At 49.1% G+C, this 13,313-nt stretch carries 10 protein-coding genes; 4 read left to right on the top strand and 6 right to left on the bottom strand.

All coding sequences use genetic code 11. The features are described from left to right. The first annotated feature begins 11 nt into the window (after window positions 1-11). From HU824_RS03645 to HU824_RS03630, 4 genes are all read left to right on the top strand, one after another. Window positions 12-1,691: a RagB/SusD family nutrient uptake outer membrane protein gene (locus HU824_RS03645; RefSeq protein ID WP_176468114.1), complete on the top strand. Its 1,680-nt coding sequence runs from the start codon at window positions 12-14 to the stop codon at window positions 1,689-1,691. A 202-nt stretch (window positions 1,692-1,893) separates the two neighbouring features. Next, window positions 1,894-3,138 (top strand): AGE family epimerase/isomerase, encoded by a 1,245-nt coding sequence (locus HU824_RS03640; RefSeq protein WP_136009172.1) that lies wholly within the window; start codon window positions 1,894-1,896, stop codon window positions 3,136-3,138. Between the two features lie 5 nt (window positions 3,139-3,143). After that, window positions 3,144-5,669: a glycoside hydrolase family 9 protein gene (locus HU824_RS03635; protein WP_176468113.1), complete on the top strand. Its 2,526-nt coding sequence runs from the start codon at window positions 3,144-3,146 to the stop codon at window positions 5,667-5,669. Continuing rightward, a complete protein-coding gene (locus tag HU824_RS03630) occupies window positions 5,662-7,551 on the top strand; it encodes a hypothetical protein (RefSeq protein WP_176468112.1) in 1,890 nt (629 codons plus the stop codon). The genes HU824_RS03635 and HU824_RS03630 overlap by 8 nt, the downstream gene beginning before the upstream one ends. Window positions 7,552-7,633: 82 nt before the next feature. On the opposite strand, the gene HU824_RS03625 is transcribed toward HU824_RS03630, so the two are convergent. From HU824_RS03625 to purD, 6 genes are all read right to left on the bottom strand, one after another. Then, window positions 7,634-8,440, bottom strand: a complete 807-nt coding sequence (locus HU824_RS03625) for a metal ABC transporter ATP-binding protein (RefSeq protein ID WP_176468111.1) — start codon at window positions 8,438-8,440, stop codon at window positions 7,634-7,636. Between the two features lie 34 nt (window positions 8,441-8,474). Continuing rightward, the gene (locus HU824_RS03620; protein ID WP_176468110.1) at window positions 8,475-9,383 is read right to left on the bottom strand and encodes a metal ABC transporter solute-binding protein, Zn/Mn family; all 909 of its coding nucleotides are present in this window, start codon (window positions 9,381-9,383) and stop codon (window positions 8,475-8,477) included. Window positions 9,384-9,435: 52 nt separating this feature from the next. Continuing rightward, complete coding sequence (mnmD, locus tag HU824_RS03615; RefSeq protein WP_176468109.1) at window positions 9,436-10,119, bottom strand: tRNA (5-methylaminomethyl-2-thiouridine)(34)-methyltransferase MnmD; 684 nt, start codon at window positions 10,117-10,119, stop codon at window positions 9,436-9,438. Between the two features lie 162 nt (window positions 10,120-10,281). After that, complete coding sequence (locus tag HU824_RS03610; RefSeq protein ID WP_136009178.1) at window positions 10,282-10,761, bottom strand: YqaA family protein; 480 nt, start codon at window positions 10,759-10,761, stop codon at window positions 10,282-10,284. Next, window positions 10,746-11,741 carry a hypothetical protein gene (locus HU824_RS03605; protein WP_176468108.1) on the bottom strand — a complete coding sequence of 332 codons (996 nt, stop codon included), beginning with the start codon at window positions 11,739-11,741 and terminating at the stop codon, window positions 10,746-10,748. The genes HU824_RS03610 and HU824_RS03605 overlap by 16 nt, the downstream gene beginning before the upstream one ends. Window positions 11,742-11,929: 188 nt before the next feature. Continuing rightward, entirely contained in the window at window positions 11,930-13,204 is a 1,275-nt protein-coding gene (gene purD, locus HU824_RS03600; protein ID WP_176468107.1) for a phosphoribosylamine--glycine ligase, read from the bottom strand. Window positions 13,205-13,313: the final 109 nt, after the last annotated feature.

Genomic DNA, 13,313 nt, shown 5'->3' with positions numbered 1-13,313 from the left:
AAAATATGATTATGAAAAACTTATATAAACTGTTGATCGGTGTGCTGGTCTTAAGCACCGTAACGTCTTGTGACGATTATTTGGAAGTGGATCATTACGATATTCTTCCGGCGGATTTCATGTTTAAGACGGAGGAGAATGTTCTTTCCGGACTGAACGGACTTTATGATACCTTTTATACGGACCAGCACGGTTCCGGTGATGACGAGACATGGGGATTCAAGCCTCAGGTATTTGCTGCCAACCATTCTACGATGGACTGTCAGGCTTCCGGTTGGGATGCGGAATGGCAGCGTCATGCCTGGAAACCCGATAAGGGTTCCCTGGAGACTGCATGGCGGATGAGTTATCGTGCAGTGGACCGTGCAAACCGTTTCCTGGCTGGCCTGGAGACAGCGGATGCCTCTATATTTGCGGACAGCAATTCCAAGACCGTTTATGAAGCGCAAGCACGTGCCATCCGCGGTTATAACTACCTTTACCTGACGAAACTTTTCGGAAGGGTACCGATGTTGCTTACCGGTGAAACCTATACTACTTCGGTAGGAAAGGCACGCCCGGAATCCGTGGATGAGACTTATGCGGCTATCGAGGAAGATTTGTCTTTTGGACGCGACCATCTGGACTGGTTACCCATGAAAGGTGAATACGGACGTATAACCAAGGGGTTCTGCAAAGCTTATTTGGCCGAGCTGTATATGTTGAAGAAAGACTTTACGAAAGCCAAGACGGAACTGAAGGATATAGTGGACAGCGGAACCTATTCATTGGAGCCCTGCTTCGGTAACCTTCATGCCTGGGATACACATTGGACTAAAGAGTCCGTATTTGAGGTGATGTATCATGAACAAGGATATATGGGTTGGGGAGCCGATTCGTCTTCAGATGCCATGATGTGGTACGGATATATGTGTGCGGCACCCGAATGGGGAGGCTGGGGTTCTCTCTGTCTTTCTTGGGAGTTTGTACGTTCCTTTGAACCGGGTGACAAACGCCGCCAGTACTCTGCTGTTGCCAAAGGGGATACGCATCCTATTACCGGGCAGACTGTAGGGGTGACAAGTGGTTTTGACGGTCTTTTCCAAGGTTCCGAAAATATGCCTACTGTTTATTCCTTGAAATACTGGAGATGCAAGCCGGGTGAGAACAACAAGGTGTTCAATCCGATTTCGTTGACTCTGAAGCGTTATGCAGGCATCATGCTCGACTATGCAGAATGTTGTTTCGAGACAGATGACAACGCTACCGGATGGAACATGATACGTCAGATACGTAACCGCGCTTGGGGTAATCTGGAGATGGAAGCGACAATGATTGACCTACCCGCCGACATGTTGAATACCCAGACGGTGGAAGTGCCGGATGCAGAGACCTATTATACAAGCTATAAGGCAGCCAAAGGCTATACTTCTCCGGTATGGAAGGTGGCGCTGATTATAGAGCGTCGCCATGAATTCAATGCCGAGTTCTCGCTTTACCATGATTTGTGCCGTATGGGTATGTGTAAAGAATGGTTTGCCGCCGAATATCCGAAGACAGCAGCCAACTCTTCACAAGAGGCTTGTCTGCAGACCGGTGACTCATTCCGTTTCTTTGAGCACGAGGCTTATCAGGAAATCTTCCCGATTCCGACGAATGAGATTTTGACGAATCCGCTCATCAATCAGGAAGACCAGAACCCGGGATATTGATAAATTATAGATAAACACTTAATAATAAAATATTTGTGAGTGAAATGTCAGGCACCGGTCGTTGTTATGATAGATGTCAGTGTCTGTCGTGATGAAAGCCAGTGTCTGACATGATAAACACCAGTACTTGAGACGACGAACACCAGTCTCTGATAAAAGGGGAGTTATACAAGGAAAAGTTTGACGGTTTTAGAGAATAATTATGGAAAGGAAGATGTTTTATTGGATAGCACTGCTGGTTGCGTCTTGTCTGGCAGGCTGCCGGTCGCATTCAGGGGAGACAGATATGCAGACACGCATGCGTACAGAGATTGTCACGAATGTCAGGGACAGCGTGTTGCCGTTTTGGATGGATTATGCAGTGGCTCCCGACGGCGGTTTTTATGGAACTGTATTGCGGAATGGTACTCCGGTAGTGGATGCTCCGAGAGGAGGGGTTCTGAATGCCCGGATTCTGTGGAGTTTTTCTGCTGCATACCGTACATTTGGAGATGAATCTTATCTGAAACTTGCCAACAAGTCTCAGCGCTATTTTATCGATACATTTATTGATAAGAAGAACGGTGGGGTGTATTGGTTGGTCAACCCCGATGGTGAAGTAGTGAATGCCTCTAAGTATACTTATGCCATGACTTATGCTATTTATGGATTAGCAGAGCACTATCTGGCGACGGGTAACGACGAAAGTCTGAAAACTGCTATTAGTTTGTATCATGTCTTGGAAGAAAAAGGTCGCGAACCGCAATATGACGGTTATGTGGAATCCTTTACCGAAAATTGGGAAAAATTGGAGCAATATGATAATAACGCTCCCAAGACCATGAATGCCCATCTGCATGTGTTGGAAGCTTATACTCTTTTATATCAGTGTTGGAAGGACAGCAGTTTGAAGAAAAGGCTTGAGTTTTGCGTCGATTTGTTCATGAACCGCATTTACGACCCGTCAAGGAGGCATTTCAATCTGTTCTTTGATAATGAGTGGAATAGTCTGGTCGAAATGGATTCTTACGGACATGATGTTGAGACTGGATGGTTGCTTTGTGAGGCTGCCCGTACGCTGGAAAATCAGGACCTGATAGAACAGACAAATCAGCTTGCATTGGATGTGACGGAAGCTTGTCTGGCTGAAGGAATGAGTGATAAAGGCTATATGATTTACGAGAAGAAAGGTGACAGAAAAACCAAGCATGCCTCATGGTGGGGCCAGATTGAAACGATGATAGCTTGTGTCAATGCTTGGCAAATCAGCGGGAGTGACGTTTATCTACAATCGGTTGATACGGTCTGGACTTTTGTCAAAGACCATATGATAGACAAGGAATATGGGGAATGGTATAGCGACTGTTTCGACGGAGAGCCTAAAAAGGAAGCTCCCAAAGTGAGTATGTGGCGTTGTCCATATCATACGGTACGTTTGGGAGTGGAAATGTATAATCGTTTAAAATAATATGTATGAAGAAATTGATAATAGGTGCGGCATCGCTGATGTTTTGTGCAGGTTTGCAAGCCCAGGACTTCAAGATTAACCCGTCGGGGTATTTTGAAAACCACGGGGCCAATGTGATGGTGTTCAGTGATGTTTATCCCGAAGGACACCAGGGAGGTGTCACTTTGGTTTTGAATGGAGACCGCAGGGCCGCAGGCGGTGATGTGCGTTTTGAGATTTCGCAGGGACAATGGCAGGGATTGCCCAAGATGCGGAAACGGGTGGTGGATGAGGTCGCTAACGAAATCCGTGTCACACTGAGCTATCCTGACTCGTCCAAGCATATGGCGGGTTTCAATCCGATGCTCTATCCGGATTTTGCTTTCGGCTATACTATTAAGGTGAAAGGGGAGAAGGACTATTTGGTATTGACTGTTGATTTGGACCGGCCGGTTCCGGAACGCTTTGCCGGGAAACTCGGTTTCAATCTGGAGTTGGTGCCTTCTACTTTGTTGGGCAAGCCTTGGATAATGGATAACCAGACGGGCGTTTTCCCTCATCAGGCGATGGGACCCACGATGAAGCAGACCTCTAATATGGAACATATCGGAGATTTCAATCCTAAGGGGAAAGCCAGCCTGGACCAGTTGCTTCTGGACCGGAAGACTTATAATCCGATTATTGCCGATGATATCGTCTCTGCTCCTCTTGCCGCGGGAAAAAAGTTTGTGCTCAATCCGCAGGATGAGTTGGCAAAGATTATGATTGAGAGTGAGAAGGGGGATTTGATGCTGTATGACGGACGGATAAACCATAATAACGGTTGGTTTGTACTTCGTTCGGAATTTCCGGCAGGAACGAAAGGGGATGCGGTAAAATGGATTATCCGTCCCACAGTTACCAAGGAGTGGCGCTATGCACCGGTAGTACAGACTTCCCAAGTGGGTTATCATCCCGGACAGAAGAAAGTGGCTGTCATCGAATTGGACAAACGGGATACGGATTTCCGGCAACCTGCCCTCTACCGTATTGCAGCTGATGGCAGGAAACTGGTGAAGCAGCAGGCTGCCAAGGATTGGGGAGATTTCCAGCGTTACCATTATTTGCAGTTCGACTTTACGGAAATTACGGAAGAGGGACTTTATCAGGTGATGTACGGTGATGCGGCTTCTCCGGTGTTCCGTATTGCAAAGGATGTTTGGGATAAAGGAATCTGGCAGGCGGAGGTGGAATATTTCCTGCCGGTACAGATGTGTCACATGCGTGTCAACGAGAAGTATCGTGTATGGCATGACTTCTGTCACCAGGACGATGCCCGAATGGCCCAAACGAATATCAATCACATTGACGGATATAGCCAGGGACCTTCTACTCTGTGCAAATATCAGCCGGGCGATCTTGTTCCGGGATTGAACGTAGGCGGTTGGCACGATGCAGGCGATTATGACCTGCGTGTGGAGTCGCAGGCAGGTGAAGCCTATATCCTCGCTATGGCTTGTGAGAATTTCGGTGCCTACTGGGACGAGACTTCCATTGATTTCGAAAAACGGATTGTAGAGATACACCAGCCTGACGGGAAAAACGACTTGTTACAGCAAGTGGAAAACGGGGCTTTGACCGTAGTAGCCGGTTGGAAGGCATTGGGACGCCTCTATAGAGGAATTTTGTGTCCTACTGTACGGCAATATGCACACTTGGGAGATGCTTCGGCCCATACTGATCATGTCAGTGGAACGGCTGATGACCGTTGGGTGTTTACGGAAGACAATCCGGGACGTGAGTTACAGGTGGCCGCTTGGCTGGCAGGTATTTCACGCGTGCTGAAGGGACATAATGATACTCTGGCGGCAGATTGTCTGGAAATAGCCCGTGAGCTGTTTAAGATTACACGTTGTGATAACAATTGGATACTGACAACGAAAGTACATGCCGCCGTAGAGCTTTATCTGGCAACGAAGGAAGCCGGGTACCGCGATTTCGTTTTGCAGCAGCAGGATTTCATCTGCAAGAATATCCGTCAGACGGGCTGGTTCATCGGACGGTTCGACCAGGCTGTGGGAAATGCACGTTTCAGTAAGGCTGTTCGCAAAGCACTGCCGGAGTTGCAGTCTATGTATCAGGAGTATAGCAGTAAAACTCCGTATGGAGTGCCGCATGACAGAGGTAACCGTTCTTCCGGTTCATGGGAGCCTCAGCATTTGGGCTATAACTACTGTTATTTACATGCTGCTTATCCTGACTTATTTACACCGGACTACATTTTTAATGCCGTCCAGTATCTGCTGGGTATGCATCCGGGACGTAACCAGGCAGCTTTTGTAACGGGGGTTGGTGCCGAAACGATGAAGGCCGCCTATGGTGTCAATCGTGCTGATTGGTCTTATATCCCGGGTGGAGTTTCTCCGGGTACTAATCTGATTCGTCCCGATCTACCGGAACTGCTTCATTTTCCGTTCTTGTGGCAGGAAGGTGAGTATTGCCTGGGTGGACATGCTACGTGGTTTATGTATATGGTATTGGCGTCTAATAAAATATTGAATTGCAATGAATAGTAAAATAAAGGTAGATAAGTTTGTAATTGTAGTTTTTCTGCTCTGCATGGTTTGTAATATGACCATGCAGGCAAAAGCTTACGAGAGTTTCAAAGTATCCATTTATGTCCGTGCTTACGAGGTAGACAAGATGAAGGACATCCATTGGCTGGATTCTACCTGGAATGTGATTTCACAACAGTTGGAAGTGGACAAGATTTATCTGGAAACACACCGGGACTTGCTGGTTGTGGAGGATGCCACTCTGGAGCAGGCAAAGAAATTCTTTCATGACCGGGGTATAGAGACAGCTGGAGGTATTACCTATACCATCAACGAGGCAAACAGTTTCGAGACATTCTGCTATTCCAATCCCGAACACCGCAAGATGGTGCAAAAGATTGCGGAACACACGGCGAAACACTTTGATGAGTTTATTCTGGATGATTTCTTCTTCACCAGCTGCAAGTCCGACATAGAAATAAAGGCAAAAGGAATGCAGAGCTGGACGGACTACCGCTTGAAGCTGATGACCGAGGCCGGTCGTGACCTCGTGCTGAAACCTGCCAAGAAAGTGAATCCTCAGGTAAAGGTGATTATCAAATATCCCAACTGGTATGATCACTTTCAAGGTTTGGGATTTAATTTGGAGGAAGGTCCCCAGCTCTTTGACGGTGTCTGGACCGGTACTGAAACAAGGGACCCGGCAGGTAATCAGCATTTGCAGAACTATCTGAGTTATAATATTATCCGTTATTTCGATAACCTGCGTCCGGGTTATAACGGTGGGGGATGGGTCGATGTAGGTGGACTGAACATGGGTATGGACCGGTATGCCGAACAGCTTCATTTGACCATGCTTGCCAAGGCTCCCGAGATTATTCTCTTTGCCTATCACCAGCTTCTGGATGTGAAGTTGTCTCCTAAATACCGTACTCCCTGGCAGGGAATGGGTACCAGCTTTAACTATGATGAGGTGACCGCTCCCATCCGGTTGGAAGACGGCTCTTTGGTAGAACCTACCACGATGGCCCGTATAGCCGGTGTTGTGCTGAAACAAACGGATAAGTTGATTCATAAGCTGGGGAATCCGGTGGGTATAAAATCCTACAAGCCTTTTCATGCCGCCGGTGATGATTTCCTTCAGAACTATTTGGGCATGATAGGTTTGCCGATGGATATGCGTCCTGTTTTTCCGGAAGACCAGCAAGTGGTTCTGCTGACTGCACAAGCTGCGCAAGATACGGAAATCGTGGCTAAAATCAAGAGACAACTGCAAAGCGGACGTGATGTGGTGGTGACAAGCAGTTTGCTGAAAGCCATTCCTGAGAAGCTTGCAGAGATAGCCGAGTTGCGTTGTACTGACTTGAAAGCCCTTGTCAATGATTTCGGCCGTCATGGGCAGTCCGGACGTGACTTATTGATTCCGCAGGTGCAGTATTATACGAATGATGCTTGGGAGATGGTCAGTGCCGGTCGTCCGCTGACGGGTGGAGTTTCGGGCTATCCTATTCTGTTGAGAGCCCCGTATGCTACCGGTAATCTGTATGTTCTTACCATTCCCGACGATATGGGGAGTTTATATGATTTTCCGGCAAAAGTCTTGAACGAGATTCGCCGCATTATGAGTAAGGATATGGATGTCTATCTGGAGGCTCCCTCCAAAGTCGGATTGTTTGTGTATGACAATAAAACACTGGTGGTGGAGAATTTCAATGATGAACCGGTGGAAGTGCGTATCGTTACCGATGATGGGGTGACGAGGTTGGAAAATCTGGAGAGTGGGGATATTCTGGCTCCCCTTCCTGCCGAACCCGTACAGAGCAGGCGTCTGGTGACACCAAAGAACTCTTTCCGTTTGTCATTACTGCCCCATTCGTATAAGGCTTTCCAATATAAGTGACGGATAAGAAGATTGTTGGATAGTTATTCAGAAGGGTTACGGGAGGTCGGTTCCGCAATGGGCCGGCCTCCCTTGCTTTCAGTCATCCGTGAGAATGCTTGTGTTCTTTCAATATCCTGTGCGGCAGTGTTCCGTGTCCCAGCAACTCTATCGGGCAGTTGAAGTTGCGTTCCAGCCATTCTTCCGTAACTCCGGTATCGGGATGGTAGTCCAGAGTTTCGTTTACACAGGCAATTGACTTGACTTGCTGCAGCACCGTGCCGATGTCGTGGCTGACGAGAATAATGGCACAATCCTTGTTTATCTCTGCCAGCAGCTCGTAGAGGCGGGCTTCGAAACGCTTGTCGATGTATGTGTTGGGTTCGTCGAGAATCACTGCCTGCGGGTCGGATATGATGGCACGGCCCAGGAGGGCGCGTTGCAACTGTCCGCCGCTCAAGGCACCTATGGCGCGTTGTTCCATGCCTTCCAGTCCCATGCGGGCTATCACATGGCGGGCCTTTTCCCGGTGTCGGGTATTGAAGCGCGAAGCAAGCGGCTTCTTGCTGCTGAGGCCTGAAAGGATGACTTCTTCTACTGTAATGGGAAACTTCCGGTCGATACTGCTGTACTGGGGTAGATATCCCATGGATAATCGAGCATTGAGGGGGGGGCATTGAGAGCCGACTGATTCGGGCAACGGGGAACAGGGATGATAAAGTATCTCTCCGGCAGTGGGCTTCAGCAGTCCCAGTATGCATTTGATAAGCGTAGTCTTTCCGCCACCGTTGGGACCGATGATGCCCAGAAAATCATGTTCGTAGATAGTCAGGTTTATATCATGCAGTACAGTCCGGTTATCGTATCCGGCACTGAGGTTCTTTATCTCTATAATGGGGGATGCAGGCATAGCTTCTTCTTCGTTAAATGGACAGAATCATCGTTTATTCTTTTACAAGCGCTCTGGCGGTATTCATCATCTCCTCCTCCCAGTCGTATGAGAGGGGATTGATATCCGCCACCCGGGTTCCGGTCTGCCGGGCGATGAGTTCGGCATTGCTGCGGTCGAATTCCGGTTGTACAAAGATGACGCGTACCTTCTCTTTCTTGCAGGAGTTTATCAGGTTCTTCAGATGGGCGGGAGAGGGTTCCTTTCCACCGGCTTCGATAGGAATCTGGTGCAGGTTGTAGTCGCGGGCAAAGTAGGAAAGTGCCGGATGATAAATCATGAAGGCACGGTCGGCACTCGGGCTGGAAAGCATCTGGCAGATGAGGCTGTCCATATGCTCTATCTGCCGGATGAGTGCGTTGTAACGTTCCATGTAGGCGCTTTTATTGGCTTTGTCTATGGCACAGAGTGCATTCAGAATGTTTCCGGCAATGATTTGAGCGTTGATGGTGGAATTCCAGATGTGTGGTTCCACACCACCGGCATGTGCATGCTCCTCGTGTGCATGCCCGTCTTTATGATGATGCGCATGAGTATCGTCCAGAATAAGTTCCACATTCTTGGACATATCGAAGAATTGCAGGTGGGGAGCGTTGTCCGTCAGTTTTTCCGTCCATGTCTGTTCAAAACCGATGTATCCGATGCGGAAATAGGCCTTGCTTCGGGCAAGGTCGACAAGCTGCTGGGGTGTGGGATCGTAGGTTTCCGGACTTGAACCTTTGGGCACCATGCTGACGACGGTGAATTCATCACCGGCAATGGCTTCGGTGAAATACCGCAGCGGTTCGATGGTGACGGTAATCACGGGTTTATCGTCATTCTTCTTCTTCTTGTTCTGTTGGCCTTCTTGCTTGCATGAGAAGAGCAAGGTGGCTATGAGGAGTAAAAAACAAAACTTTTTCATTTACAATCTATTATTTACAATTTGCAATTTGGCGGCGCCGTGGCAAGGGGCATCAATTATCTATTTTCACTTCCTCTTTCCTTCCCCTCAATATCTCCCGTTTTCCTCCGGGGGGGCCCGGAAGACGTTCTACCTTGAATCCTATGGCTTGCAGCATGCGGCGTACCACCCCTTTGGCGCAGTAGGTGGTCAGCACGCCGTCGGTGCTCATGGCAGCATGGATATTCCGGAAGACTTTTTCCTCCCACATTCCCGGTTGCTTTTCGGGTGCAAAGGCATCGAAATAGACAACATCGAACGGAGATCTATTAATCATTAACAAGTTGTCAATGCTTATTGTTTCGACATCTGCCCGCACTTTTTTCAGTGTGAAATAAGGAGTTATGGCGACTTCTTCTTCCCACGCAGCCCGATGCAGTTCCTCGAACAGAGGATTGTCGCTATATTTCAGCGCATCTACCTCCGGCCATGCAAGCGGATAAAGTTCGATGCCGGCATAGTGCACATGTTTCTTTTCCTTTTCGGCAGTTTCCAGTGTGAGCAGGGCATTCAGCCCGGTGCCGAAGCCGATTTCAAGGACATGCGGGCGGACAGTAGCGGATGCCCTCAGCCCCATGTCGATGAAGATGTGCTGTGACTCTGTACGTGCCCCCTTTACCGAATGATAATGTTCATTCAGTTCCGGTACAAACAGTGTCGCACTTCCGTCTTCCGTCTTCTCTATGATTCGTTGCATCACTTCTGCTTTTGTTGAATGTTTTTATTTAGTTTAATTCTCTGTGATTCAGCGTGTTGTTGTGCCTATATATCCAGCGTGCTGCATCTATACATCCAGCACGTTGCATCTATACATCCAACGCGTTGTATCTATACATCTATTGCTCAAACTCACTACATGTCAATAATTCATCATTGAAATGGCTCCTTGCAGTGCCCACAGCATAGCTATGTAGCGCACCAGTTTCCCTGCAAACATGGACGTGGTGGTCAGCATCAGATTACTGCGCATGAAGCCCAGTGCAATGGCTATGGCCTCTCCCACAAAAGGCAGAAAGGCGAAGAAAGCCATCAGTGCCCCTTTCCCTTGGAGGAAATGCTGCATCCGTTCTATCTTTTCCCTTTTTACCTTGAAATATTTCTCAATCCAGTCTATACGTCCCAGACGTCCCATGTAGTAGCACGTCATGCCTCCCAGCGTATTTCCCAAGGTGGCGGAGAGTATGCACAGTGCCGGGCTCAGACCGACCTTGACCAGTGCTACCATCACTATCTCGGAACTGAACGGAATGATGCTTCCTGCCAATAGGGCAGAGATGAACAGACCGACATATCCCCAGTCAATTAGCAGCTGTACGAGTGTATCTACAAAAGCGTCCATATGTTGAATCCTAATAGAATGAATAATCCGATGAATGCACAAATGAAGAATATATTGGAACTGCGGCTATTTGTCAGTACAAACAAGTGTCCTGCCAGGATGCTGACACTGATGAGCAGGAAGGACATCAGATGGACACATAATGCCGGTTGCAGTCCGATATAGACAAAGATGCAGAAATTCAGCAGGATGAGGAAGTGCAGATAGCTGCGGGTACGTATCTTGTCTTCATAGCCGGCAATGAGGCAGTGTGCCGCGCTGACGATGAACAGAACAAGGAGATACCCGAGGGTGGCGAGTTCCCACGGCTGATAGTCGAACCGGGTGGGAGCGAAGGTCACCAGTTCGCGGAAGGGCTGGCGGAAGAGTTCCATTTGTCCGTGATAGAAGGCGTGTCCCAGTAACAGCCAGTAGGGTACGCTCCATCCTACCAATGAAGCGAAGAAGCTTTTGGGTTGGAGAGACTGGAAGTTGTAGGCGCCTATCCAGAAGATGGGGACAAACAGCATGAGCTGCGGAAAAAGCAGGCTGCCCAGTCCGATGAAGAAGAAGGCGTGGAAGAGACTGCCTGTGGGCCGTACCTGCTGGTAGCTTCTGAAGAGGAAGAACAGTGCCACAAGGAAGGAGGCGGCTGCCAAGTCTCCCGCATACAGCATGTGCAGGCTGGGGCAGACGGATATCAGCAGAAGGTAGACAGAAGTCTGTACCGATGCCCGCATCCGGATGATGGCAAACGTATTGTTAAGCTGTATCAGGAAATACCCGATGACGGCATACAGAATGAAGCTGAAGAGACGGTTTGCCCAGGTGGGGATGCAGAAGTTGCAGAATGTTTCCCAAAGGGAATATCCGTTTTGCTGTGTCTCCGTCTCGGACAACAGAACGGCGGTCAGTGTCCAGCAGGATACTGAAATCAGGATAGCGGCGGGTAGTGTGAACCGCCCTGCCGTTATCCGGTTCTGGAATCGTTTGGTTCTCATAAGCCTCTTTCCCGGTCCCTCCCCTGTAGGGAGGGGAGGTTGGTTACTTCTGTTTTATGTTTACTGTTTATCTTATTCACAATCTGTCCTTTGTTCCCCTCTGCCTGCGTAAGCTTCTTTTTTTCTGTTTACATTTACAGACCATCCCTATTCCCCTCCCTATGGGGGAGGGGTTAGGGGAGAGGCTCTTATAAGTCAAATCCGATGTCGCGACGGAAATACTTCTTCTCGAAGTCTATCATGTCGGCCACGCGGTAGCTCTTCTGCAAAGCTTCTTCCTTTGTTTCGCCATAGGAGCAGACAGCGATGACACGGCCACCGGCGGTTACGGTCTGCCCGTCTTTCGTGGTCGTTCCGGCATGGAACAAGATGCTGTCGGTCTGGGCGGCGAGGTCGAATCCGGTCATTGCCTTGCCCTTTTCGTAAGCTTCCGGATATCCTCCGCTCACCAGCATGACGCAAGCGGCTGTGCGCGGGTCGAATTCCAATGCACGTTGGTCGAGGTCGCCTTTGGCAACGCCTTCGAGCAGGTCTACCAGGTCGCTCTTGATGCGCAGCATCACACTTTCGGTTTCGGGGTCGCCCATGCGGACGTTGTATTCAATCACCATAGGTTCGCCCTTCACGTTGATAAGTCCCAGGAAGATGAAGCCTTGATAGCCGATTTCTTCTTCCAGCAGGCCGTTTACGGTAGGTTCGATGATGCGGGTGCGTACTTTTTCCATAAATGTTTCGTCGGCAAAAGGTACGGGAGTAACGCTGCCCATACCGCCGGTGTTGAGGCCTTTGTCGCCTTCGCCGATACGCTTGTAATCCTTGGCTACGGGCAAGACCTTATAGTGGCGGCCGTCTGTCATCACGAACACGGAACACTCGATGCCGCTGAGGAATTCTTCAATGACTACCGTGGCGCTGGCATCGCCGAACATGCCGCCCAGCATTTCCTTCAGTTCTTTCTGGGCTTCTTCCAGCGTGGGCAGAATCAGTACGCCCTTGCCTGCACACAGCCCGTCGGCCTTCAGAACGTAGGGCGCTTCGAGGGTTGCGAGGAAATCGAGTCCTTCCTGCAAGTTGTCGGCAGTGATGCTTTTGTAGCGGGCAGTGGGAATGTTGTGGCGCATCATGAAGCCTTTGGCAAATTCCTTGCTGCCTTCCAGAGTGGCACCTTTGGCGGTGGGGCCGATGATGTCAATATGGCGGGTGGCAGGGTCTTCTTTGAAGCTGTCGAAGATGCCTTGTACCAGGGGGTCTTCGGGACCCACAACAATCATGTCGATTCCTTTCTCAAGGGCAAAGGTCTTGAGTGCGGGAAAGTCTGTCGCCTTCAGGTTCACATTCTCGCCTGCTTCGCCTGTACCTGCATTGCCGGGAGCGATATATAGTTTCTCTACTTTCGGGCTTTGGGCAATCTTCCATGCCAGAGCGTGTTCGCGGCCACCGGAGCCTAATAATAATACTTTCATGATTCCATTTACAATTTACAATGTACAATTTACAATCGGGCTGCGCTACGTGACAGGCAGATGGTAATCTGTACAAGTGTTATACTTTTAATGATTTGTTTCGCTTTAT

Source organism: Bacteroides sp. L10-4, assembly GCF_013373675.1.
GTDB lineage: Bacteria > Bacteroidota > Bacteroidia > Bacteroidales > Bacteroidaceae > Bacteroides > Bacteroides muris.
This window is presented reverse-complemented; position numbering and strand designations above follow the sequence as displayed.

What these genes read in the sequence shown, in the direction of transcription:
- HU824_RS03645 (WP_176468114.1), top strand. Translation starts at nt 12, where the DNA reads ATGAAAAACTTATATAAACTGTTGATCGGTGTGCTGGTCTTAAGCACC.
- HU824_RS03640 (WP_136009172.1), top strand. Translation starts at nt 1,894, where the DNA reads ATGGAAAGGAAGATGTTTTATTGGATAGCACTGCTGGTTGCGTCTTGT.
- HU824_RS03635 (WP_176468113.1), top strand. Translation starts at nt 3,144, where the DNA reads ATGAAGAAATTGATAATAGGTGCGGCATCGCTGATGTTTTGTGCAGGT.
- HU824_RS03630 (WP_176468112.1), top strand. Translation starts at nt 5,662, where the DNA reads ATGAATAGTAAAATAAAGGTAGATAAGTTTGTAATTGTAGTTTTTCTG.
- HU824_RS03625 (WP_176468111.1), bottom strand. Translation starts at nt 8,440, where the DNA reads ATGCCTGCATCCCCCATTATAGAGATAAAGAACCTCAGTGCCGGATAC.
- HU824_RS03620 (WP_176468110.1), bottom strand. Translation starts at nt 9,383, where the DNA reads ATGAAAAAGTTTTGTTTTTTACTCCTCATAGCCACCTTGCTCTTCTCA.
- mnmD (WP_176468109.1), bottom strand. Translation starts at nt 10,119, where the DNA reads ATGCAACGAATCATAGAGAAGACGGAAGACGGAAGTGCGACACTGTTT.
- HU824_RS03610 (WP_136009178.1), bottom strand. Translation starts at nt 10,761, where the DNA reads ATGGACGCTTTTGTAGATACACTCGTACAGCTGCTAATTGACTGGGGA.
- HU824_RS03605 (WP_176468108.1), bottom strand. Translation starts at nt 11,741, where the DNA reads ATGAGAACCAAACGATTCCAGAACCGGATAACGGCAGGGCGGTTCACA.
- purD (WP_176468107.1), bottom strand. Translation starts at nt 13,204, where the DNA reads ATGAAAGTATTATTATTAGGCTCCGGTGGCCGCGAACACGCTCTGGCA.